Annotated in this window: 14 protein-coding genes and 2 pseudogenes; 14 read left to right on the forward strand and 2 right to left on the reverse strand. The window is 46.2% G+C overall.

All coding sequences use genetic code 11. The features are described from left to right. The 7 genes and pseudogenes from ftsK to dmsC all read left to right on the forward strand — a co-directional run. Positions 1-1,653, forward strand: a pseudogene (ftsK, locus tag A1SC_RS19975) (DNA translocase FtsK); the annotation flags it as partial. Positions 1,654-1,811: 158 nt separating this feature from the next. Beyond that, the gene (lolA, locus tag A1SC_RS19970) at positions 1,812-2,423 is read left to right on the forward strand and encodes an outer membrane lipoprotein periplasmic chaperone LolA (protein ID WP_001516101.1); all 612 of its coding nucleotides are present in this window, start codon (positions 1,812-1,814) and stop codon (positions 2,421-2,423) included. Between the two features lie 9 nt (positions 2,424-2,432). Then, positions 2,433-3,776: a replication-associated recombination protein RarA gene (gene rarA, locus A1SC_RS19965; RefSeq protein ID WP_000067764.1), complete on the forward strand. Its 1,344-nt coding sequence runs from the start codon at positions 2,433-2,435 to the stop codon at positions 3,774-3,776. Positions 3,777-3,866: 90 nt separating this feature from the next. Beyond that, positions 3,867-5,159, forward strand: a complete 1,293-nt coding sequence (serS, locus tag A1SC_RS19960) for a serine--tRNA ligase (RefSeq protein ID WP_016261866.1) — start codon at positions 3,867-3,869, stop codon at positions 5,157-5,159. A gap of 238 nt (positions 5,160-5,397) precedes the next feature. After that, the gene (gene dmsA / locus A1SC_RS19955) at positions 5,398-7,842 is read left to right on the forward strand and encodes a dimethylsulfoxide reductase subunit A (protein WP_016261867.1); all 2,445 of its coding nucleotides are present in this window, start codon (positions 5,398-5,400) and stop codon (positions 7,840-7,842) included. Positions 7,843-7,852: 10 nt separating this feature from the next. Further along, entirely contained in the window at positions 7,853-8,470 is a 618-nt protein-coding gene (gene dmsB / locus A1SC_RS19950; RefSeq protein ID WP_000213098.1) for a dimethylsulfoxide reductase iron-sulfur subunit DmsB, read from the forward strand. A gap of 1 nt (position 8,471) precedes the next feature. After that, the gene (gene dmsC / locus A1SC_RS19945; protein WP_001516103.1) at positions 8,472-9,335 is read left to right on the forward strand and encodes a dimethyl sulfoxide reductase anchor subunit DmsC; all 864 of its coding nucleotides are present in this window, start codon (positions 8,472-8,474) and stop codon (positions 9,333-9,335) included. A gap of 35 nt (positions 9,336-9,370) precedes the next feature. Here the strand turns inward: dmsC and ycaC are convergent, their stop codons facing one another. Beyond that, complete coding sequence (gene ycaC, locus A1SC_RS19940) at positions 9,371-9,997, reverse strand: isochorismate family cysteine hydrolase YcaC (RefSeq protein ID WP_000165876.1); 627 nt, start codon at positions 9,995-9,997, stop codon at positions 9,371-9,373. Between the two features lie 314 nt (positions 9,998-10,311). Here ycaC and A1SC_RS19935 point away from each other — a divergent pair, with 314 nt between their 5' ends. The 7 genes and pseudogenes from A1SC_RS19935 (at position 10,312) to bcsC (ending at position 24,288) form a co-directional block, all read left to right on the forward strand. Next, positions 10,312-11,460 (forward strand): MFS transporter, encoded by a 1,149-nt coding sequence (locus A1SC_RS19935; protein ID WP_000109280.1) that lies wholly within the window; start codon positions 10,312-10,314, stop codon positions 11,458-11,460. Between the two features lie 181 nt (positions 11,461-11,641). Next, positions 11,642-11,740 (forward strand): annotated as a pseudogene (locus A1SC_RS25705) (hypothetical protein); the annotation flags it as partial. 1,062 nt (positions 11,741-12,802) lie between these two features. After that, on the forward strand, positions 12,803-15,151 hold the full coding sequence (locus A1SC_RS19930; protein WP_016261868.1) for an EAL domain-containing protein: 2,349 nt from the start codon (positions 12,803-12,805) through the stop codon (positions 15,149-15,151). A gap of 4 nt (positions 15,152-15,155) precedes the next feature. Beyond that, entirely contained in the window at positions 15,156-16,496 is a 1,341-nt protein-coding gene (locus A1SC_RS19925; RefSeq protein WP_000477637.1) for a GGDEF domain-containing protein, read from the forward strand. Between the two features lie 84 nt (positions 16,497-16,580). Continuing rightward, a complete protein-coding gene (gene bcsA, locus A1SC_RS19920; RefSeq protein ID WP_016261869.1) occupies positions 16,581-18,695 on the forward strand; it encodes a UDP-forming cellulose synthase catalytic subunit in 2,115 nt (704 codons plus the stop codon). Positions 18,696-18,761: 66 nt separating this feature from the next. Beyond that, positions 18,762-21,062: a cellulose biosynthesis cyclic di-GMP-binding regulatory protein BcsB gene (gene bcsB / locus A1SC_RS19915; RefSeq protein WP_016261870.1), complete on the forward strand. Its 2,301-nt coding sequence runs from the start codon at positions 18,762-18,764 to the stop codon at positions 21,060-21,062. 118 nt (positions 21,063-21,180) lie between these two features. Further along, a complete protein-coding gene (bcsC, locus tag A1SC_RS19910; protein ID WP_016261871.1) occupies positions 21,181-24,288 on the forward strand; it encodes a cellulose synthase complex outer membrane protein BcsC in 3,108 nt (1,035 codons plus the stop codon). Positions 24,289-24,430: 142 nt separating this feature from the next. Here bcsC and pflA read toward each other — a convergent pair whose 3' ends face one another. Continuing rightward, positions 24,431-25,171: a pyruvate formate lyase 1-activating protein gene (gene pflA / locus A1SC_RS19905; RefSeq protein ID WP_000111043.1), complete on the reverse strand. Its 741-nt coding sequence runs from the start codon at positions 25,169-25,171 to the stop codon at positions 24,431-24,433. Positions 25,172-25,294 lie beyond the last annotated feature (123 nt).

Below are 25,294 nucleotides of genomic sequence, written 5' to 3' on the forward strand. Positions count from 1 at the left end.
CAGCCGCAACAACCGGTCGCGCCGCAGCCGCAATATCAACAGCCGCAACAACCGGTCGCGTCGCAGCCGCAGTATCAACAGCCACAGCAACCAGTCGTGCCGCAGCCGCAGGATACCCTGCTTCATCCGCTGTTAATGCGCAATGGCGACAGTCGTCCGTTGCACAAGCCGACAACGCCGTTGCCATCGCTGGATTTGTTGACGCCGCCGCCGAGCGAAGTGGAGCCAGTAGATACCTTTGCGCTCGAACAAATGGCACGTCTGGTGGAGGCGCGCCTGGCTGATTTCCGCATTAAAGCCGATGTTGTTAACTACTCACCAGGGCCAGTTATCACTCGCTTTGAACTGAACCTGGCACCGGGTGTAAAAGCCGCGCGTATTTCTAACTTGTCACGTGACCTTGCCCGTTCGTTATCAACAGTGGCAGTCCGTGTAGTTGAAGTAATCCCAGGTAAACCTTATGTAGGTCTGGAATTACCGAATAAAAAACGCCAGACCGTTTATTTGCGCGAAGTGCTGGATAACGCCAGGTTCCGTGATAACCCATCACCGTTGACGATTGTATTGGGTAAAGATATTGCCGGTGAGCCGGTGGTTGCCGATCTGGCGAAAATGCCGCACTTATTGGTTGCGGGGACTACCGGTTCCGGTAAGTCTGTCGGTGTGAACGCTATGATCCTGAGTATGCTCTATAAAGCGCAGCCGGAAGATGTGCGTTTCATCATGATCGACCCGAAAATGCTGGAGCTTTCGGTTTATGAAGGTATCCCGCATCTGTTAACGGAAGTCGTTACCGACATGAAAGATGCAGCTAATGCTCTGCGCTGGTGTGTCAACGAGATGGAACGTCGTTATAAGCTGATGTCGGCACTTGGTGTGCGTAACCTGGCAGGTTATAACGAAAAAATTGCTGAAGCTGATCGTATGATGCGGCCAATTCCAGATCCGTACTGGAAGCCGGGCGATAGTATGGATGCACAGCATCCGGTGCTGAAAAAAGAGCCGTATATCGTGGTGCTGGTGGACGAATTTGCCGACCTGATGATGACGGTGGGTAAAAAAGTGGAAGAGCTGATTGCACGTCTGGCGCAAAAAGCCCGTGCCGCGGGTATCCACCTCGTACTGGCAACGCAACGTCCTTCGGTTGATGTTATTACTGGTCTGATTAAAGCGAACATTCCGACCCGTATCGCCTTCACGGTATCCAGCAAGATCGACTCACGTACCATTCTTGATCAGGCTGGCGCAGAATCGCTACTGGGAATGGGGGATATGCTCTACTCCGGGCCTAACTCCACCATGCCAGTACGTGTTCACGGTGCCTTTGTTCGCGATCAGGAAGTACATGCGGTGGTGCAGGACTGGAAAGCCCGTGGTCGTCCGCAGTATGTTGACGGCATCACTTCCGACAGCGAAAGTGAAGGTGGTGCGGGTGGTTTTGACGGTGCTGAAGAGCTGGATCCGTTGTTCGATCAGGCGGTGGCGTTTGTCACTGAAAAACGCAAAGCGTCTATTTCCGGTGTTCAGCGTCAGTTCCGCATCGGTTACAACCGTGCCGCACGCATCGTAGAACAGATGGAAGCGCAGGGGATCGTCAGCGAACAGGGTCACAACGGTAATCGTGAAGTGCTGGCCCCACCGCCATTTGACTAATTGGTGAATCGTAGGCCGGATAAGACGTGATAACGTTGCATCCGGCACTCCATCAACTGAAAATTCAGTATTTTCTTCTTTCCTCAAGCTGATTATTAGCCTGGAATAGAGAGTAGAGGGAACTCCCGTTTGGGAGTGACGTAATTTGAGGAACAATGATGAAAAAAATTGCCATCACCTGTGCATTACTCTCAAGCTTCGTGGCGAGCAGCGTTTGGGCTGACGCCGCAAGCGATCTGAAAAGCCGCCTGGATAAAGTCAGCAGTTTCCATGCCAGCTTTACGCAAAAGGTCACTGACGGTAGCGGCGCTGCTGTACAGGAAGGTCAGGGGGATTTATGGGTGAAACGCCCTAATCTGTTTAACTGGCATATGACTCAGCCGGATGAAAGTGTTCTGGTTTCTGACGGTAAAACACTGTGGTTCTATAATCCCTTTGTTGAACAAGCCACGGCAACCTGGCTGAAAGATGCCACCGGCAATACGCCGTTTATGCTGATTGCCCGTAACCAGTCCAGTGACTGGCAGCAATACAACATCAAACAGAATGGCGATGACTTTATCCTGACGCCGAAAGCCAGCAATGGCAATCTGAAGCAATTCACCATTAATGTGGGGCGCGATGGTACGATCCATCAGTTTAGTGCGGTAGAGCAGGACGATCAGCGCAGTAGTTATCAACTGAAATCCCAGCAAAACGGTGCTGTGGATGCAGCGAAATTTACCTTCACCCCGCCACAAGGCGTAACGGTAGATGACCAACGTAAGTAGAGGCCCTGAGTGAGCAATCTGTCGCTCGATTTTTCGGATAATACTTTTCAACCTCTGGCCGCGCGTATGCGGCCAGAAAATTTAGCACAGTATATCGGCCAGCAGCATTTGCTGGCTGCGGGGAAACCGTTGCCGCGTGCTATCGAAGCGGGGCACTTGCATTCCATGATCCTCTGGGGGCCACCCGGTACTGGTAAAACGACCCTCGCAGAAGTCATTGCCCGCTATGCGAATGCTGATGTGGAACGTATTTCAGCCGTCACCTCTGGCGTTAAAGAGATTCGCGAGGCAATCGAGCGAGCGCGGCAGAACCGCAATGCCGGTCGGCGCACCATTCTGTTTGTTGATGAAGTTCACCGCTTCAACAAAAGTCAGCAGGATGCTTTTCTACCGCATATTGAAGATGGCACCATCACTTTCATTGGCGCGACGACTGAAAACCCGTCGTTTGAACTTAACTCGGCATTGCTTTCCCGTGCCCGAGTTTATCTGCTGAAATCCCTTAGCACAGAGGATATTGAGCAAGTACTGACTCAGGCGATGGAAGACAAAACCCGCGGTTACGGTGGGCAAGATATTGTTCTGCCAGATGAGACGCGTCGGGCGATTGCTGAACTGGTGAATGGCGATGCGCGCCGGGCGTTAAATACGCTGGAAATGATGGCGGATATGGCCGAAGTCGATAACAGCGGTAAACGTGTTCTGAAGACAGAATTATTGACGGAAATCGCCGGTGAGCGCAGTGCCCGCTTCGATAACAAAGGCGATCGCTTTTACGATCTGATTTCCGCGCTGCATAAATCTGTGCGCGGTAGCGCCCCCGATGCGGCGCTTTACTGGTATGCGCGAATTATTACTGCCGGTGGCGATCCGTTATATGTCGCACGTCGCTGCCTTGCAATAGCGTCGGAAGATGTCGGCAATGCTGATCCGCGTGCGATGCAGGTGGCAATAGCTGCCTGGGATTGCTTTACCCGCGTGGGTCCGGCAGAGGGCGAGCGCGCCATTGCCCAGGCGATTGTTTATCTGGCTTGCGCACCAAAAAGTAACGCTGTGTATACTGCGTTTAAAGCCGCGCTGGCCGATGCTCGCGAACGTCCGGATTATGACGTGCCAGTTCACTTGCGCAATGCGCCGACCAAACTGATGAAGGAAATGGGCTACGGGCAGGAATATCGTTACGCTCATGATGAAGCAAACGCTTATGCCGCCGGTGAGGTTTACTTCCCGCCGGAAATAGCACAAACACGCTATTATTTCCCGACCAACAGAGGCCTTGAAGGCAAGATTGGCGAAAAGCTCGCCTGGCTGGCTGAACAGGATCAAAATAGCCCCATAAAACGCTACCGTTAATGTTATCGTTGCGGTAATGTTGTTACTGTATCCCTGTGGTCGCAGGCTGTGGCCACATCTCCCATTTAATTCGATAAGCACAGGATAAGCATGCTCGATCCCAATCTGCTGCGTAATGAGCCAGACGCAGTCGCTGAAAAACTGGCACGCCGGGGCTTTAAGCTGGATGTAGATAAGCTGGGCGCTCTTGAAGAGCGTCGTAAAGTATTGCAGGTCAAAACGGAAAACCTGCAAGCGGAGCGTAACTCCCGATCGAAATCCATTGGCCAGGCGAAAGCGCGCGGGGAAGATATTGAGCCTTTACGTCTGGAAGTGAACAAACTGGGCGAAGAGCTGGATGCAGCAAAAGCCGAGCTGGATGCTTTACAGGCTGAAATTCGCGATATCGCGCTGACAATCCCTAACCTGCCTGCAGATGAAGTGCCGGTAGGTAAAGACGAAAATGACAACGTTGAAGTTAGCCGCTGGGGCACCCCGCGCGAGTTTGACTTTGAAGTTCGTGACCACGTGACGCTGGGTGAAATGCACTCAGGTTTTGACTTTGCAGCAGCAGTTAAGCTGACCGGTTCGCGCTTTGTGGTGATGAAAGGGCAAATCGCTCGTATGCACCGTGCGCTGTCGCAGTTTATGCTGGATCTGCACACCGAGCAGCATGGCTATAGCGAAAACTATGTCCCGTATCTGGTTAACCAGGACACGCTGTACGGTACTGGTCAGTTGCCGAAATTTGCTGGTGACCTGTTCCATACTCGTCCGCTGGAAGAAGAAGCTGACACCAGTAACTACGCGCTGATCCCGACGGCGGAAGTTCCGCTGACCAACCTGGTGCGCGGTGAAATCATCGATGAAGATGATCTGCCAATTAAGATGACCGCCCATACACCGTGCTTCCGTTCTGAAGCTGGTTCTTATGGTCGTGACACTCGCGGCCTGATCCGTATGCACCAGTTCGACAAAGTTGAAATGGTTCAGATCGTGCGTCCGGAAGACTCTATGGCGGCACTGGAAGAGATGACCGGTCATGCAGAAAAAGTCCTGCAACTGCTGGGTCTGCCGTACCGTAAAATCATTCTTTGCACTGGCGACATGGGCTTTGGCGCTTGCAAAACTTACGACCTGGAAGTATGGATCCCGGCACAGAACACCTACCGCGAGATCTCTTCCTGCTCTAACGTCTGGGATTTCCAGGCACGTCGTATGCAGGCACGTTGCCGCAGCAAGTCAGACAAGAAAACCCGTCTGGTTCATACCCTGAACGGTTCTGGTCTGGCTGTTGGTCGTACGTTGGTTGCGGTAATGGAAAACTATCAGCAGGCTGATGGCCGTATTGAAGTACCAGAAGTTCTGCGTCCGTACATGAACGGACTGGAATATATTGGCTAATATCTAAATATGCCGAATCTAAAAAGCGCCTGCGGGCGCTTTTTTTGTCTCCTTTTGATACCAAACAATAATTACATTTCACTTACGCGTAATACTACTTTCGAGTGAAAATCTATCTATCTCGTTGATTTTCAAATCATTCGATGTATACAAACCTATATAGCGCGCCGCTATAAAAATAATTACACAATACGGTTTGTTACTGGAATCAATCGTAAGCAAGCTTGAGTGAGCCATTATGAAAACGAAAATCCCTGATGCGGTATTGGCTGCTGAGGTGAGTCGCCGTGGTTTGGTAAAAACGACAGCGATCGGCGGCCTGGCGATGGCCAGCAGCGCATTAACATTACCTTTTAGTCGAATAGCGCACGCTGTCGATAACGCCATTGCGGCAAATTCTGACGAGAAGGTTGTCTGGAGCGCCTGTACAGTTAACTGTGGCAGCCGCTGCCCGCTACGTATGCATGTCGTGGACGGTGAGATCAAATACGTCGAAACGGATAATACCGGTGATGACAATTACGACGGCCTGCATCAGGTGCGCGCCTGTCTGCGTGGGCGTTCCATGCGTCGTCGCGTTTATAATCCTGATCGTCTGAAATATCCGATGAAACGGGTAGGGGCGCGTGGTGAAGGCAAATTTGAGCGCATTAGCTGGGAAGAAGCCTACGACATTATCGCTACTAATATGCAGCGTCTGATTAAAGAATATGGCAACGAATCCATCTATCTGAACTATGGTACAGGTACGCTGGGCGGCACCATGACCCGCTCCTGGCCACCGGGAAATACCCTGGTGGCGCGTTTAATGAACTGCTGTGGCGGTTACCTGAACCATTATGGTGACTACTCCTCCGCGCAAATTGCGGAAGGTCTGAACTATACCTACGGCGGCTGGGCTGATGGCAACAGCCCGTCAGATATTGAAAACAGTAAGCTGGTGGTACTGTTTGGTAATAACCCGGGCGAAACGCGAATGAGCGGCGGCGGGGTGACTTATTACCTCGAACAGGCGCGTCAGAAATCAAATGCTCGCATGATCATTATCGATCCGCGCTATACAGACACCGGTGCCGGGCGCGAAGATGAATGGATCCCGATCCGTCCGGGAACAGATGCCGCACTGGTTAATGGTCTGGCATATGTCATGATCACTGAAAACCTGGTTGATCAAGAGTTTCTCGATAAATATTGTGTCGGTTACGACGAAAAAACGTTGCCTGCCAGTGCGCCGAAAAACGGTCACTATAAAGCCTACATTCTGGGTGAAGGGCCGGACGGCGTTGCTAAAACGCCGGAATGGGCTTCGCAAATTACGGGTATTCCGGCGGACAAAATCATCAAACTGGCGCGGGAAATTGGCAGCACTAAACCGGCGTTTATCAGCCAGGGTTGGGGACCACAACGCCACGCTAACGGTGAAATCGCCACTCGTGCTATCTCAATGCTGGCGATCCTCACCGGTAACGTCGGTATTAACGGTGGCAACACCGGGGCGCGCGAAGGCTCATACAGCTTACCGTTTGTCCGTATGCCGACCCTCGAAAACCCGATCCAAACCAGCATTTCCATGTTTATGTGGACCGATGCGATTGAACGCGGTCCGGAAATGACAGCGCTGCGTGATGGTGTGCGCGGTAAAGATAAGCTGGATGTTCCGATTAAGATGATCTGGAACTATGCCGGTAACTGCCTGATTAACCAGCACTCGGAAATCAACCGCACTCATGAAATCCTTCAGGATGATAAGAAGTGCGAATTGATTGTAGTTATCGACTGCCACATGACCTCATCAGCAAAATATGCTGACATCCTGTTGCCGGATTGCACCGCCTCTGAGCAGATGGACTTTGCGCTGGATGCTTCCTGCGGAAATATGTCCTACGTAATTTTCAATGACCAGGTGATTAAACCGCGCTTTGAATGTAAGACCATCTATGAGATGACCAGCGAACTGGCAAAACGCCTTGGCGTCGAGCAACAGTTTACTGAAGGGCGTACCCAGGAAGAGTGGATGCGCCACCTGTATGCCCAGTCGCGAGAAGCGATTCCTGAATTGCCGACCTTTGAAGAGTTTCGTAAGCAGGGGATCTTTAAAAAGCGTGATCCACAAGGGCATCACGTTGCTTATAAAGCCTTCCGGGAAGATCCGCAGGCAAATCCATTGACCACGCCATCGGGCAAAATTGAGATCTATTCACAGGCACTGGCTGATATTGCAGCTACCTGGGAATTGCCAGAAGGCGATGTGATCGATCCACTGCCGATCTACACGCCGGGCTTTGAAAGTTATCAGGATCCGCTGAATAAACAGTATCCGCTGCAACTTACAGGTTTCCACTACAAATCTCGTGTGCACTCCACCTACGGTAACGTTGATGTGCTGAAAGCGACTTGTCGCCAGGAAATGTGGATCAACCCAATTGATGCGCAAAAACGCGGTATCAACAATGGCGATAAGGTGCGGATCTTTAACGATCGCGGTGAGGTTCATATTGAGGCGAAAGTAACGCCACGAATGATGCCGGGCGTGGTCGCATTGGGTGAAGGTGCCTGGTATGACCCCGATGCGAAACGTGTTGATCAGGGCGGTTGTATCAACGTACTGACCACTCAACGCCCATCTCCTCTCGCCAAGGGGAATCCGTCACATACAAACCTCGTTCAGGTTGAAAAGGTGTAAGGAGTAACCGATGACAACCCAGTATGGATTTTTTATTGATTCCAGTCGTTGCACCGGTTGCAAAACCTGCGAACTGGCTTGTAAAGACTACAAAGATTTGACACCAGAAGTCAGCTTCCGCCGAATTTATGAATATGCGGGCGGCGACTGGCAGGAAGATAACGGCGTCTGGCATCAGAACGTATTTGCCTACTATCTCTCGATTTCATGTAATCACTGCGAAGATCCGGCGTGTACCAAAGTCTGCCCGAGCGGCGCGATGCATAAACGTGAAGATGGTTTTGTCGTTGTCGATGAAGATGTGTGTATTGGCTGTCGTTACTGCCATATGGCTTGCCCGTATGGTGCGCCACAGTACAACGAAACCAAAGGACATATGACCAAATGTGATGGTTGTTATGATCGTGTCGCGGAAGGTAAAAAACCGATCTGTGTCGAGTCTTGCCCGCTGCGGGCGCTGGATTTCGGCCCTATCGACGAGTTGCGTAAAAAACATGGCGATCTGGCCGCCGTTGCGCCGTTGCCAAGAGCGCACTTTACCAAACCAAATATTGTGATCAAACCTAACGCCAACAGCCGCCCAACCGGGGATACCACTGGCTACCTGGCAAATCCGAAGGAGGTGTGAGATGGGAAGTGGATGGCATGAGTGGCCGTTGATGATCTTCACGGTCTTCGGGCAGTGTGTAGTGGGCGGTTTTATCGTTCTGGCATTTGCCTTGTTGAAAGGTGAACTTCGGGCCGATACCCAACAGCGGGTTATTGCCTGTATGTTTGGCTTGTGGGTACTGATGGGCATTGGCTTTATTGCCTCAATGCTTCACCTTGGTTCACCGATGCGCGCCTTTAACTCACTCAATCGGGTTGGCGCTTCGGCGTTGAGTAACGAAATCGCCAGCGGTTCGATCTTTTTTGCCGTTGGTGGCATCGGCTGGTTGCTGGCAATGCTGAAAAAGCTGTCACCGGTATTACGCGCGCTGTGGCTGGTGGTGACGATGGTTCTCGGTGTGGTATTTGTCTGGATGATGGTACGTGTGTATAACAGCATCGATACCGTACCGACCTGGTACAGCATCTGGACACCGATGGGCTTCTTCCTGACCATGTTTATGGGTGGCCCGCTGCTGGGATATCTGTTACTGCGTCTGGCGGGGGTTAATGGCTGGGTGATGCGTTTACTTCCGGCAATTTCAGTGCTGGCGTTGGTGGTGAGCGGTGTAATGTCTGTAATGCAGGGGGCTGAACTCGCTACGATTCACTCTTCTGTACAACAGGCTGCGGCGCTGGTGCCGGATTACGGTGCACTGATGGCCTGGCGGATTGTGCTTATCGCTGTGGCACTGTGCTTGTGGATTGCTCCGCAGTTAAAAGGTTTTCAGCCTGCGGTGCCGCTGCTTTCCGTGTCATTCATCCTGCTTCTTGCAGGGGAATTAATCGGTCGCGGCGTATTCTACGGTTTGCATATGACCGTGGGTATGGCTGTTGCCAGCTAAAGCGTTATAACCGGGGTTTCGGCCCCGGTTCTCTTTTATTTCTGTTTCGTTAAGGTGTCGTAACTGGTCATCAAATTACGATAATCAGGAATGTGGTTAGAGAACAGCGTCGCCAGGCCTTCGATATCGTTACGCCAGTCACGGTGCAGTTCGCAGGCGACACCAAACCACGTCATCAATTGCGCCCCCGCTTGTGACATGCGATCCCATGCCGAATGCCGGGTAATTTCGTTAAAGGTTCCTGACGCGTCAGTCACCACAAAGACATCAAACCCTTCTTCAATTGCGGAAAGTGCCGGAAATGCTACGCAAACCTCGGTTACCACCCCTGCAATAATCAGTTGTTTTTTACCTGTCGCTTTAACTGCTTTGACAAAATCTTCGTTATCCCAGGCGTTAATATTTCCAGGACGCGCAATATAAGGTGCATCCGGAAACTGTGCTTTCAGTTCAGGGACCAGTGGGCCGTTAGGACCAGTTTCAAAGCTGGTGGTAAGAATGGTAGGTAAATTGAAATATTTAGCTAAGTCACCCAGCGCCAGCACGTTATTTTTAAATTTGTCAGGTTCAATATCCCGCACAAGGGAAAGTAAACCAGCCTGGTGATCAACTAACAAAACAGCAGCATCATTTTTATCGAGACGAACATACGGTTTGGTCATTCTCTTCTCCTTTCGAGAGTCAGTGGTACGCCTGAAATCGTTCAGACGCGATGCGTTGCCCTGAAAGCATAGACGGGAAATCCAGGTTTGCTGTGACCATGAAATTTTTCGACTGAACGAAATGCATGAACTTTATGTTAGTTCAATAAAAACAAGTAGATGAGACTGATTATCTTTTCGTCATTAGTGTTATGAATGAGTAATATAAATCGATAATACAGCCGCTACGTTATGTACGTATTTTCACCCATTGACAATGTTTTTGGTGGTGGCATGATGCGCATGAAATTTGAGCTTCCTCACGGTTTTAATTCATGTCCACGTATACCCGGCCTGTCATGCTTTTGCTGTCTGGCTTACTTTTGTTGACTCTGGCGATCGCGGTGTTAAATACACTGGTGCCGCTATGGCTCGCCCAGGCGCATTTGCCCACATGGCAGGTCGGTGTCGTCAGTTCATCTTATTTTACCGGCAACCTGGTCGGTACTTTACTGACAGGGTATGTCATTAAACGCTTTGGGTTTAATCGCAGTTATTACCTTGCTTCCTTCATTTTTGCGGCAGGCTGTGTCGGGCTTGGTTTGATGATTGGATTCTGGAGCTGGTTAGCCTGGCGTTTCGTCGCAGGCGTCGGTTGCGCCATGATTTGGGTTGTGGTGGAAAGCGCGCTGATGTGCAGCGGAACGTCACGTAACCGTGGGCGGTTACTTGCTGCCTATATGATGGTTTATTATGTGGGGACGTTTTTAGGCCAGTTACTGCTCAGTAAAGTTTCAACCGAATTGATGAGCGTATTGCCGTGGGCTACGGGGTTGACCCTGGCGGGGATCTTGCCGCTGCTGTTTACTCGTATCCTGAATCAACAGGCTGAAAATCATGCTTCGACGCCCATGACGTCAATGCTAAAACTTCGCCAGGCACGACTTGGCGTGAATGGCTGCATTATCTCGGGAATCGTTCTGGGTTCTTTGTATGGTCTGATGCCTCTGTACCTCAATCATAAAGGGATTAGCAATGCCAGCATCGGATTCTGGATGGCGGTACTGGTTAGTGCCGGTATCCTCGGGCAATGGCCAATTGGCCGTCTGGCGGATAAATTTGGTCGTCTGCTGGTACTGCGTGTTCAGGTATTTGTCGTCATTCTCGGTAGTATCGCGATGTTAAGTCAGGCGGCAATGGCTCCAGCATTGTTCATCCTCGGTGCAGCCGGTTTTACGCTTTATCCGGTGGCGATGGCCTGGGCTTGTGAGAAAGTTGAACATCATCAACTGGTCGCAATGAATCAAGCATTGTTGTTGAGTTATACCGTGGGTAGTTTGTTTGGGCCGTCTTTTACTGCCATGCTAATGCAGAATTTTTCTGATAATCTGCTGTTTATCATGATCGCCAGTGTGTCGTTTATCTACTTACTGATGCTGCTACGCAATGCCGGACACACGCCAAAACCCGTTGCTCACGTCTAAATGAATTAGTGCAGAGTGTGAACTTGTTGTCCGCACTCTGTTTTCTTATTCCCTCTTTACACGAGCTTTCAGCAAAATTTATTTGTAAAAATAAAATGTACAGCAGATTGTAATTTTTATTCCACCATTTTCGCATTTCTTATTTTCCACACATCCCCCTGTTTAGAGATATCTATTAAATATTAGCGAAAGATCGGTCTATGCTGAGAGCGTTCAGGAAAAACAGTTGCGCTGGTACAACATTGTGCTGATGTCATTTATCACCGATTGGGGTTTTGGCAGGAAATAGATTAAAAGAACGAGTCGATCTGATAACGCTAAAGTTAAGTTTTTCTTAAGAGATGAATGGTGATAAATGTTGTCGTGATAATACGAATTTAAGTTATCGGAAAGCTTTATTTTTAGATATGGTGATAATTTAAATTGTTGGCTATTTTGCGCGTTATTATTCTGAGTTCCGCAGTGAACTATTTCTTATGGTAACAGTTTGATTTTTGAGGACAAAGTTTAAACAACGCCCAGCACTATAAAATCGTTTTTTTTTGATCTGCATCAACAATGTTGCATGTTATCACTTTTGGTTAAATTTGCTGAAAATAGTTGCAACTATTGTTTCGTTATGTAGAAAATACATTTCTAATCTGGTTTAAAATTCTGCTAATTTGATGTTTTATAGGATTTTAAACTTACAAAAACCTTCTCTCACTAGAATCTACTCATACCAGGCATGGTTCACAGACTATTGTTTTAAAAATAAAATAGTCGTCTGCCACTGCACCTTATTGTTTTATCGATCGTGTATTCCTCAACGTATTTATCTGTTCAGGTTGATGGGCGCTCTACAGCCTTAGCAATCAACTAATAATGACCACTTTCTCTAAGGTTATTGATTAATTTATTTGGGTTAAAAGAGTCACATTGCTCATATCTGAAGAACAGATAAATAAACGGAATGGATTGCTGAGATTACATATTAATGCCTCTTTTGGGTGGTAAAAGTGGCGATGGCGCAACTGTGCGGTATGTGACAGTTATGTCGACATTTATAAATATTTTCATATCTTAATTATTTCGTTGAAAATTAACGAAAGGCGGTAGCGTGGGCAAAAGAGACAAAAGCACGAATATTAAGTATAACAATGTTGGTTCAGTTAAAGTAAAAACTATGATAATCACTTTTGTAAATTAAGGAAAAATGAATCTTCTCATCATGGTATATTCGTTGGGAGGAAATGTTTCAAGTAATAAAATCATAATGAGGGATATTAACACCATCAATTATAAGTAATTTTATACGATGTAATATCGGAACTATTGATAACACTTTAGTCAGAACTCCAATATGTATAGCATTACTGAAAAATTAAATTCAAGATTTAACACTGCGCTTATATTAGCCGTTACAGTCTATATTATTTTTTCATTTATTACGGCGATTGATTTTCATAAAAAAATAGAAGAAAATTCTTCGCGTATTAATCTTATACTTATTAACAATAATTTAAATAATTTTTTTTCTAAAATTGAAAAAGAAGCTGATGCGTTAAAAGATGCTATTTATCTGTTACATGATGAAAATGAAATCAAACAAGCGGTCATCCATCGGATGAAGAAAATAGATTCCGTTAATCTAGTTGGGATAATGTTGAATAACGGGAAGTATCTTAGCTTTATTCGAACTGATGGTGGTGTGATTAAGTTTTTTGGCCAATCAGAACCCGGTAAACCTTTTACTGGGGTTGATGGTGAAATTAGCGATAAATACTTTGATCCTGAATCTCGCCCCTGGAATAAATTGCCGAAAGGGACTTATTCAAAATGGTCACCGTGGTATAACTGCTATGGCATTGCAGGGAAAAAATGTTTCTCGTTTTCATTACGTCCATCCGAAGAAGAAAAAAATTCGTTTGCTCTGAAGTTAATGCATTTAGATCTTGATGAAAGATATTTTAGTAATTATCTTAATAAATTGGCTGGTGAAGCTGATATTTTATTCATGGAGCAGAATAAAAAAATTATGGTAGGTAATGAAAAATCAATGCTGCATCTTATTGTTCGTAACTCATCAGGTAGTTATAACATAAGTAATGACAGTGGCAACTATACCGATAATGTCATATCACTCCCCAGACTTCCTGATGTCAGATTCCATTATTTTCACTATCAGAAATCAGAGGATGCAAACATCAATAAATATTTTACATTGATGTTTTTATGTGGTTTGGTTTGCTTCTGTTTATTATGGTATGTTGTTGAAAAGATAACAAAGAAAATTAAAAAAGAGTCCAATAAACTGATAGAGCATTTGAAAAAATTAGCGAATTCAGTATACCGCAACGACAAAATTGAAATTGTGCAAAATGACAGCAGTGAGATTATTGAGCTGAAAAAAATCATTAATAACATAAGTGATAAATACAAAGAACGAATGGAGCGGTTACTTAATCTTGTTTCTTGTGAGCAAGGAAGTTGCTTCTATATCAATAAATCTGTTATTGAAACCAACAATAAAACCTACTTAGCAGTTGGCATGCTTTGTATCTATGGATTAGAGTTTGTTGAGGCGATACATGGAAGTAAAAAATATGACGAGATTATAAATGATATAAAATCAAAAATATCAGAAAAATATTCTCGATACTGTGACATACTGAAAGTCTCAACTGAAACATATTTGTTGCTATGTCATACTCATTGTGAAGAGTTCATCGAGAAATTATCAATTTTAAATCTCCCTGATCATATTATTTGTCTAAGAAATATTTATGTTCATAAAATTGCTATTTGCGAAACTTTTGTAGGGGAAAATGTATCAAATTATGAAGGCAAGCTGAAACTGGCATTAACGGCTATGCGAGAAAATAAAGAATCTGAATTTATGTTTTATGATGACATCAAGGCTCATGAACTTGATCAAAAAGTCTGGGTCGCTGGAAATATAAAAAAGGGGATTGCGAGTAGTGAGTTTTATTTAGTCTATCAACCTATTATTGATATGGCGAATAATAAGGTTGTAGGTGCGGAGGCGTTATGCCGTTGGTTGTCAGTTGAAAATGGCATAATACCACCATCAATTTTCGTACCTGTTGCTGAAGAAATTGGCTTAATTAAAGAATTGGGTGATTTTGTACTGGAAACGGCTATTGGAGAATTTGGGGCATTTAGCCGTGAATATGAAATTACGAATGATTTTCTCCTGCATATTAATGTATCTCCGTGGCAATTAAATGAATTTGATTTCCACTTCCGGGTTTTGTCATTAATTAATACGTTTAGTATAAATGCTGATCAAATCTGCCTGGAGATCACCGAATCGGCAGTAAAAGACATAAATGATAGCTTTTACAATAATATAAATATTTTAAAAGAAAACGGTATTAAGATTTCACTTGATGATTTCGGCAGCGGTTTAGCTGATTTGAAAAAACTTTATAAAGTAAGGCCTGATAGCATTAAAATTGATTCGGAGTTTACCTCAGGAATTTTCGATGAAACAAACAGAATTGTCTATTTCATATCTAGCCTTGCCCGTGAAGAAAATATGCCGGTTATAGCTGAAGGTGTTGAAACCGAAAGCCAGGCCAGAGAATTACAAAAGTTAGGATTCTCTCATGTCCAGGGATACTTATACCAGAAACCGTTACCATTTTCAGAGTGGCATATAGACAATAAACCGAAAAAAAGAAAATAACGCAATGTTCAAATATAAAAAAAAGGCCGCAGGAATCTGTTTTTTGTATTTTTTGTGCGTCTCTGTAGTCACTTGTTATTTATACACTATGTATGTTAAAGACCGAGTTAATTCGGTAAAGGTATCTATTATTGATAGTGGGCTTGCTATTGCTAATGTGTCTGAGTATCGTCGTTCAGTATCTAATAATGTATTTTATGAACTAGAGATATCACCAGATGAACTGTTAAATAAAATACGCGATAGCTTTTCAAATTTCCAACATCCTGGATATTTATATGATCTGGGTCCTTATATGATTAGTGATGATAAATGTATCAAAATTACGTCAAAAGGAGATGATTTTTGTGACGACATAGTTTCCTCTGTTCGGGTAATTAACGAATTTGAAAGAGGTGTTATTAGTTTAAAAGATAAATACTATGTTTATTATGCACATCCCATAGCAAAAAGAACTAGTTTGATATCAGTAGTGGATCCAGAACGTTATTTATCTCTGATAAGAAATCAGTCAGGGGAACGAGAAGATATCTATGTCTCATTTTATGATATTAATGATAATGAAAAGAAAATTGCGGGTGATGATTTTTTGATAAATGATGCTGTATTTGAGATCTCGGCCATCACCCTGACATATTCTTACATCCCTGAAATGATATTTATCGTGGCTTACAAAAAAAGCAAGTATATTTATATGTGTTTGCTATTTGTTTTTGCTTCGGCGGTATCTGCAGTCATAATATATTACTATTATATTAATTTGCTGCAAAACATTATATATAAGGGTAGGTTGGAAAAAGAATCTATATTGTCGGATCATCATTATGGTTTACGTGGAGAAAATCTATTCTTTAATACTGAAGAGATCAATGCAATTAGAGAAATATATGATTTTGGTACTTATGATGCGCTTACACGGGCTTCTGGTCGCCGGAGTTTTGATAAAGATATCAAAATATTGAGCGAAAAATTTGGATACTTATGTCTGTTTGACATAGATAAATTTAAAACCATTAATGATAAGTTTGGCCATTTGTTTGGTGATGAGGTACTCATAAAAATAGTTAATCTTATTAAAGATGAATTGCCTCGCAGTAAAGGTGAAATTTATCGGTTTGGCGGCGATGAGTTCGCTATCATTTATCATGATAAAGATGTAAATCAACTAACAAGAATTTTGCACCGAATTGTTCATTTCTCGATGGGTGGGTTGAATTGTAGTTGCAGCATTGGCGTAGCTAATACTGACGAGTGTATGAATAATATTGAACGGTTGAAATTGTTGGCAGATGAACGATTATACAAAAGTAAGCAAAATGGTAGAGCTCAGATAACATGGTGTTAATGTGTTAAATTTCATTGAATTGGTTACTTATGTTTCAAAAAAACACACAGTTTGAATAATAGTATTAATGAATGACTAGATGCCATGATCTTTAAAAATAAAGAAGCATACAACAAAATCCTTCTGGTTGTTGCTATATTGCTATGTTTTGTTTTTATATCGATTGTCGAACAGCCTCTTGGACTTTATCAACAAATATTATTCTCTATTATCATTTGCATCTCTGTTTTTCTCATCAATTTTTTTAAGGGAAGGATAATTACCCTTATTTTGATGGGGATTGGCGTACTCATATCTTCCAGATATCTATGGTGGCGTTACTCTTCTTCAGTTATCCTGGATGAGGTTCCAGACAGCTTCTTTTCAGTAACGCTATTAGTTGCTGAGACGTATGCCTGGCTTGTCTTATTACTGGGTTACTTTCAGGTTTGCTTTCCATTGAACAGAGAGTGTATACCCTTACCAGACAATAAAGAAGAATGGCCTAATGTTGATATATTAATACCCACTTATAATGAACCTCTGACGGTTGTGAAGAATACAGTTTATGGTGCACTGGCATTAGACTGGCCAAAAGATAAATTACACGTCTGGATCCTTGATGATGGCGCCAGGCAAGAGTTTAGAAGATTCGCAGATGAATCAGGCATTCATTATGTCGCAAGAGAAACACATGAACATGCTAAGGCCGGAAACATAAATAATGCGCTTAAAATAGCTAACGGAGAATTTGTTGCTATTTTTGATTGCGATCATATACCTTCTGTTTCTTTTTTAACGAAAACAATGGGTTGGTTTATTGCTGATGAAAAACTATCGATGTTGCAAACACCACATCATTTTTTCTCCCCTGATCCTTTTGAGCGAAATCTGGGACAGTTTCGGCAAAAGCCAAATGAAGGGCATCTCTTTTATGGATTAATCCAGAATGGAACGGATACCTGGAATGCTTCATTTTTTTGTGGTTCGTGCGCAATTATCCGTAGATCTGCTTTGGATGAGGTGGGTGGCATTGCAGTCGAAACAGTAACGGAAGATGCGCATACGTCGTTACGTTTGCATCGTGCAGGTTACAGCTCTGCGTACCTTCGCTATCCTCTGGCTGCCGGACTTGCCACCGAAACATTATCAGCCCATATTGGGCAACGGATTCGGTGGGCCAGGGGAATGATCCAAATCTTGCGTATTGACAATCCATTATTAGGCAAAGGCCTGACATTATCACAGCGCCTTTGCTATCTCAGCAGCATGATGCACTTTTTATCAGGTGTGCCACGACTGATTTTCTTGTGTGCACCATTATGCCCCATTTTCTTTTCAGTTAATCTGATAGATGCATCGATAGCGGATATTATGTCTTATGTTTTGCCTTATCTATTTGTTATAGTTTTAACTAACTCAAGAATACAAGGAAAATACAGGCATTCTTTCTGGAATGAGATTTACGAAATGGTGCTGGCCTGGTACATTACGCTACCGACGCTTGTTGCATTACTTGCTCCGGCAAAAGGGCGCTTTAATGTTACGGCTAAAGGGGGATTAATAAAAAATAAGTTTGTTGACTGGCGAATATCATATCCCTACCTCATTTTTGCTATTTTAAACTTACTTGGATTGATAATGGGTATTGTTAATTTTTATAATTTGCAAGGGCATATTGCGATCCTGAATCTCTTTTGTTTAGTTTGGTTGCTTTATAATACAATTATTATTGGCGCAACTTTGGCTGTCTCTATTGAACAAAAACAGGTGCGTTTTTCTCCGCGTATCGACGTGTCTTTCAAAGGTGTGATCCAACTGACTGATGGGCGAAACTACCCTTGTTCTGTTCTTGATTTCTCCGAAGGAGGACTAGGGGTTATCATTGATAATATTTCCGACCTAAAAGATATTGATAAAACACAGCAGTTGTCTCTTCATCTGGATGATGGTTACGGAAAATGCGATATTCCAGTACAAATAGTTCATGCTTACAATAATAAAATTGGCCTGAAGATTATGCCAATGAGCCATGAACAAAGTATTAATTATGTTAGAGCGACATTTTCTCGTGATTCAATATGGCAAGAATGGAATGATAAAATATCCCAGGATAATATTCTAAAGAGCTTTTTTGAAATATCTTTCATCTCTCTGAAAGGTTACTGTAATATGATTTTTTATATTCTCCAGAATATTAAAGGACGTTCTAAGGGTTAGTTTTGTTTCTGGTTGCTAACTAAATATTTATTGTGTGTATTTGTTTTTGGTTCTTGAGTTTTTAAAATGGGAAGAAAGTTTTTTAAGGCTGGTTTTGCAATAATTTTCTTGGGGTTGTTATGCATTTATCAGGCAAATGCAGCATCGACTACACATACAACGATTAATAAACCTACCACCGGGATAATATTACCTTCTGTGCAGAAGGAGAACGTTTCTATTTATGAGAAAGTGCCATCCCGCCAGTTAAAGCTCCCATTTACGCAAATAGCAGCAGTGCCAGGTAATATTGTTCTGAGTGGAGTCAACCCTCAGGGTCATATTGAGTTTGGTATGCGCAGTGATGAAATGGTTTCAGAAGCGAAACTAAAACTTGAGTATACCCCATCGCCGTCGTTACTCCCTGTCCAGTCACAACTTAAGGTTTATCTTAATGATGAGTTGATGGAGGTATTACCGATTTTCAAAGAACAACTGGGGAAAAAAACGTTGACGGAAATATCTCTCAATCCATTGTATTTCTCCGATTTTAACCGCTTGCGTTTCGAATTAATTAGTCACTACCAGAGTGCATGTGAAAATTTGACCAGCAGCAGCCTGTGGCTTGATATTGGGCGCAACAGCGAACTGGAACTGACGTTTCAGAGACTCAATCTGAAAAATGATCTTTCATATTTTCCGGTGCCATTCTTTGATCCACGAGATAACCGTACCAATACATTGCCGATGGTATTTGCCGGTACTCCTGACAAAGGGTTGCAGCAGGCATCAGCAATTGTCGCTTCGTGGTTTGGTGCACAATCGGGATGGCGTGGTCATCGATTCCCTGTTTTCTATGACCAGTTACCAGAAAGTAATGCAGTGGTATTTGCCACTAATAATAGACGACCAGACTTTCTACGTGATCATCCGTTGGTGAATGCACCTGTTATTGAAATGATCAACCATCCGCAAAATCCTTTCGTCAAATTGTTGGTACTTTTTGGTCGCGATGACAACGATTTATTACAGGCGGCAAAAGGCCTTGCGCAGGGAAATATACTGTTTCGCGGCGATAGTGTGGTCGTCAATGATGTGGAGCCGCTTTTGCCGCGCAAACCTTATGATGCGCCAAATTGGGTACGCACTGACCGTCCTGTGACTTTCGCAGAGCTTGAGACATATGAAGGGCAATTACAGGCAAGCGCCCTGGAGTCTGCGGCAATTAATATTTCATTTAATTTGCCACCAGATCTCTTTCTGCTACGTAACCGCGGTGTTGATATGAAGATTAACTATCGCTATACCACACCAATGGTGAGTGGTTCGCGCGTGGATGTCAGCCTTAATAATCAGTACCTGGAATCTTTTCGTCTAAATACTCAATCTGCTACGGATCGACTGCTGTTACGTTTACCGTTATTGCAAGAATTGTTGGATGACAATAATAAAATTACCGTTCCGGCGTTGACACTGGGGGCGCTCAATCAATTGCGATTTAATTTTGAATACGTTAATACGATACCGCGCGCTGATGCTGATAGCTGTATTATTTCCCGGCCTTTGAAAAATCATGCAGTCATTGCAGATGATTCCACTATCGATTTTTCAAAGTATCATCACTTTATCGCCATGCCTGATTTACGCGCCTTTGTCAGCGCAGGCTTTCCTTTTAGTCGAATGGCTGATTTATCAGAAACAGTTGTCGTTATGCCTGAAAAGCCTGGTGCAACGCAGGTTGAAATATTGCTAAATACCCTGGGATTGATTGGTGCTCAAACCGGGTTTCCAGCCATTAATCTGACAATTACTGATGATATAAGCTCCGTTCGGAGCAGGGATGCAGACATTCTGTTGATAGGGACACTTCCACAAGAATTAGAAGACAAACAGCAAATAAATCTGCTTATTGAGGCAACGACACGTTGGGTAAAAAGTCCAGTGCGGCACGCTAAATATGTCCAAATTGAGGCAGATAAAAACGATCAAAATTCGGAAACACAATCAACCATAGTTTCCCCATCGCCAATGGCTGCGGTGGTTGGTTTTCAGTCCCCGTATCATACCCAACGTAGCGTAATTGCATTGATGACCGAAGGAGCACGCGGCGATGGGTTACTCAACAATGCGTTGGTTGATAGTGTAAAGCGCGGCAATATCTTTGGCTCAGTCGCGGTTATTCGTGAATCTGGTGTCGATAGTTTACGGGCTGGAGATACTTATTATGTGGGGGAGCTTCCCTGGTTTGAGCGTATCCAATACGTGTTAGCGAGACATCCCGTTCTGTTGGCGGTGTTGGCAACACTCAGTGTGGTGCTATTGGCATGGGTGGCCTGGCGTCTGCTACGCATTATTAGCCGCCGTCGTCTGAATCCTCATCAACAGTAATTCATCGTCATTTTTATTTTGCAGCTCAATCCTGTCCTGGCCTTAAACAGGCAGGGCGGGGAGCTGCACTCATTCTGTTTCTAATAAAAAGTGAGTTAACACCTGATTGAGGCCAGGCATGTACAAATTCACCCTAAATTTGCTCACACTATCCCTTGGTTTGTCGATGCTGTCGATGGCGGAAGCCGCGCCAACTGCTCATCAGTTGTTGATGGCGCAGGTTCGGTTAGGCGAAGACACTCACCGCGAAGATCTGGTCGAGCAATCGCTTTATCGTCTTGAATTGGTGGAACCCAATAATCCAGATGTCGTTGCGGCTCGTTTTCGCTATCTGCTGCGAAGGGGAAATATTGACGGTGCACAAAAACAACTTACCAGGCTTTTCCTGCTCGCACCGGATTCAAAAATATATCAAGCATCGCACACGGCTATGCGACTTTCCTCGCCTGATGGCCGTCAGGCACTGCAAATGGCACGTTTACAAGCTATCTCCGGGCGTCACAAAGAGGCTATTGCCAATTACGACAGGCTATTTAATGGGGCACCGCCAGATGTCGAAATGGCGATGGAGTACTGGAGTACAGTGGCGCAAATAGCATCCCGTCGCAACGAAGCGATTAGTCAGTTGAGAATACTTAATAATGATAACCCTGACACTGGTGCAATATTGGGGGCGCTGGGCCAGGCGTATTCCCAGAAAGGCGATCGCGCGAATGCGGTGGTGAATCTGGAAAAAGCCCTCGCGCTGGACCCGCACAGCAGCAACAATGACAAGTGGAACAGCCTGTTGAAAGTGAACCGCTACTGGCTGGTGATCCAGCAGGGTGATGCTGCGCTGAAAGCCAATAATCCAGAGCAGGCCGAACGGTTGTTCCGGCAGGCGCGCAGTGTTGATAACGCCGACAGCTATGCAGTGCTGGGACTGGGTGATGTGGCAATGGCGCGCAAAGATTACCCCGCCGCGGAACGTTATTATCAGCAGACGCTGCGCATGGACAGCAGCAACACCAACGCCGTGCGCGGACTGGCGAATATTTATCGCCAGCAGTCACCGGAAAAAGCCGAAGCGTTTATTGCCTCGCTCCCGGCCAGCCAGCGGCGCAGCGTTGATGACATCGAACGCAGCCTGCAAAACGATCGTCTGGCACAGCAGGCGGAGGCACTGGAAAATCAGGGCAAATGGGCGCAGGCGGCAGCGCTTCAGCGGCAACGGCTGGCGCTGGATCCCGGCAGTGTATGGATTACTTACCGGCTGTCGCAGGATCTCTGGCAGGCCGGGCAACGTAGCCAGGCCGATACCCTGATGCGCAATCTGGCACAGCAGAAACCAGACGATCCGGAGCAGGTTTACGCTTACGGGCTGTATCTCTCCGGTCACGATCAGGAGCGGGCGGCGCTGGCGCATATCAACAGCCTGCCGCGCGCGCAGTGGAACAGCAATATTCAGGAGCTGGTTAATCGGCTGCAAAGCGATCAGGTGCTGGAAACCGCTAACCGTCTGCGGGAAAGCGGCAAAGAGGCCGAAGCGGAAGCGATGCTGCGCCAGCAACCACCTTCCACGCGCATTGACCTCACGCTGGCCGACTGGGCGCAGCAACGGCGTGATTACACCGCCGCCCGTGCTGCGTATCAGAATGTCCTGACGCGCGAGCCGAATAACATCGACGCCATTCTTGGCCTGACGGAAGTGGATATTGCTGCAGGCGACAAAGCGGCAGCGCGCAGCCAACTGGCGAAACTGCCCGCCACCGATAACGCGTCGCTGAACACGCAACGGCGTGTGGCGCTGGTGCAGGCACAGCTTGGCGATACCGCGGCGGCGCAGCAGACGTTTAACAGGCTGATCCCACAGGCAAAATCTCAACCACCGTCGATGGAAAGCGCGATGGTACTGCGCGATGGCGCGAGTTTTGAAGCGCAGGCGGGGGAACCGCAGCAGGCGCTGGAAACCTACAAAGACGCAATGGTCGCATCCGGTGTGGCGACAACGCGTCCGCAGGATAACGACACCTTTACCCGTCTGACCCGCAATGACGAGAAGGACGACTGGCTGAAACGCGGCGTGCGCAGTGATGCGGCGGACCTCTATCGTCAGCAGGATCTCAACGTCACCCTCGAACATGATTACTGGGGTTCGAGCGGTACTGGTGGCTATTCTGATCTGAAAGCGCACACCACCATGTTGCAGGTGGATGCGCCGTATTCCGACGGGCGAATGTTCTTCCGCAGTGATTTCGTCAATATGAACGTTGGCAGTTTCTCCGCCGACGCTGAGGGTAAATGGGATAACAACTGGGGCACCTGTACGTTACAGGATTGTAGCGGCAATCGCAGTCAGTCGGATTCCGGTGCCAGCGTTGCTGTCGGCTGGCGCAATGACGTCTGGAGCTGGGATATCGGCACCACGCCGATGGGCTTCAACGTGGTGGATGTCGTTGGCGGCATCAGTTACAGCGACGACGTGGGGCCGCTTGGTTACACCATTAACGCCCATCGTCGCCCCATCTCCAGTTCCTTGCTGGCCTTTGGCGGGCAGAAAGACTCCCCGGGCAACACCGGGAAAAAATGGGGCGGCGTGCGTGCTGATGGCGTGGGGCTAAGCCTGAGCTACGATAAAGGTGAAGCGAACGGCGTCTGGGCATCGCTTAGCGGCGACCAGTTAACCGGTAAAAATGTTGAAGATAACTGGCGCGTGCGCTGGATGACGGGCTATTACTATAAAGTTATCAACCAGAACAATCGCCGCGTCACCATTGGTCTGAACAATATGATCTGGCATTACGACAAAGACCTGAGTGGGTACTCACTCGGTCAGGGCGGTTACTACAGCCCGCAGGAATACCTGTCGTTTGCCGTACCGGTGATGTGGCGTGAGCGGACGGAAAACTGGTCGTGGGAGCTGGGTGCGTCTGGCTCGTGGTCGCATTCACGAACCAAAACCATGCCGCGTTATCCGCTGATGAACCTGATCCCGACTGACTGGAAAGACGATGCAGCCGGCCAGACCAACGACGGTGGCAGCAGTCAGGGCTTTGGCTACACGGCGCGGGCATTACTTGAACGCCGTGTCACATCCAACTGGTTTGTCGGTACGGCAATCGATATCCAGCAGGCGAAAGATTATGCGCCCAGCCATTTCCTGCTCTATGTACGGTATTCCGCCGCCGGATGGCAGGGCGACATGGATTTACCGCCGCAGCCGCTGATACCTTACGCCGACTGGTAACGAGCTAGAATCAGAAGATTACGACGCGGAAATTAAGTCGAGCAAGCCAGCGTTGAGAATGCTCCTAACGCTGGCTTACTGATTATCACTAACAGGAGGGGAGCCAAAATTGCAGGGCGAAATTCAACCTGCACGTGATGTTTTAGAACATCACTTTATGACCATACTGCTCAAGAATGCCTTTCACGCGCTCCATGGTCTCTTTCTTCGGTGGTTTCACGCCATCGAGTTTGTACTCTTCGCCCATCGCCACCCATTTGTGTTTGCCCAGCTCATGGTAGGGGAGGAGTTCGATTTTTTCGACGTTACCCATATCACGGGTAAATTCACCAAGACGGTGGGCGGAATCGTCGTCGTCAGACCAGCCAGGTACTACGACATAACGGATCCAGACTTTCACATTTTTGTTCGCCAGATATTTGGCAAACTCCAGCGTTCGGTGGTTGGAAACGCCTACCAGATTTTGGTGGATCTCGTCGTTCATTTGTTTGAGATCAAGCATTACCAGGTCGGTTACTTCCAGCAGTTCATCAATCACCGGATCGTAACGACGAACAAAACCGTTGGTGTCCAGACAGGTATGAATGCCTTCTTTTTTGCAGGCGCGGAACCAGTCACGAACAAACTCAGCTTGCAGAATTGCTTCGCCGCCAGATGCGGTAACGCCGCCACCTGAAGCGTTCATAAAGTGGCGATAGGTCACCACCTCTTTCATTAAATCTTCAACGGTAACTTCTTTACCGCCATGCGTGTCCCAGGTGTCGCGGTTATGACAATACAGGCAGCGCATCAGGCAGCCCTGGAAAAAGGTGATAAAGCGAATACCCGGGCCGTCTACGGTTCCACAGGATTCAAAGGAGTGAATGCGACCAATAACTGACATTGCGGTGTTTCTCCAGATGTGGCCCATCTGAGGCCGTGTTGGTGCGCAGCTCGAAGGCTACGTCGAGTCTGTTTTGGCAGTCACCTTAAAGTATAGATAGCTGACAAAAAAGGCTCTCTTGCT

This window comes from Escherichia sp. KTE52, from assembly GCF_000408325.1.
GTDB classification, from domain to species: domain Bacteria; phylum Pseudomonadota; class Gammaproteobacteria; order Enterobacterales; family Enterobacteriaceae; genus Escherichia; species Escherichia marmotae.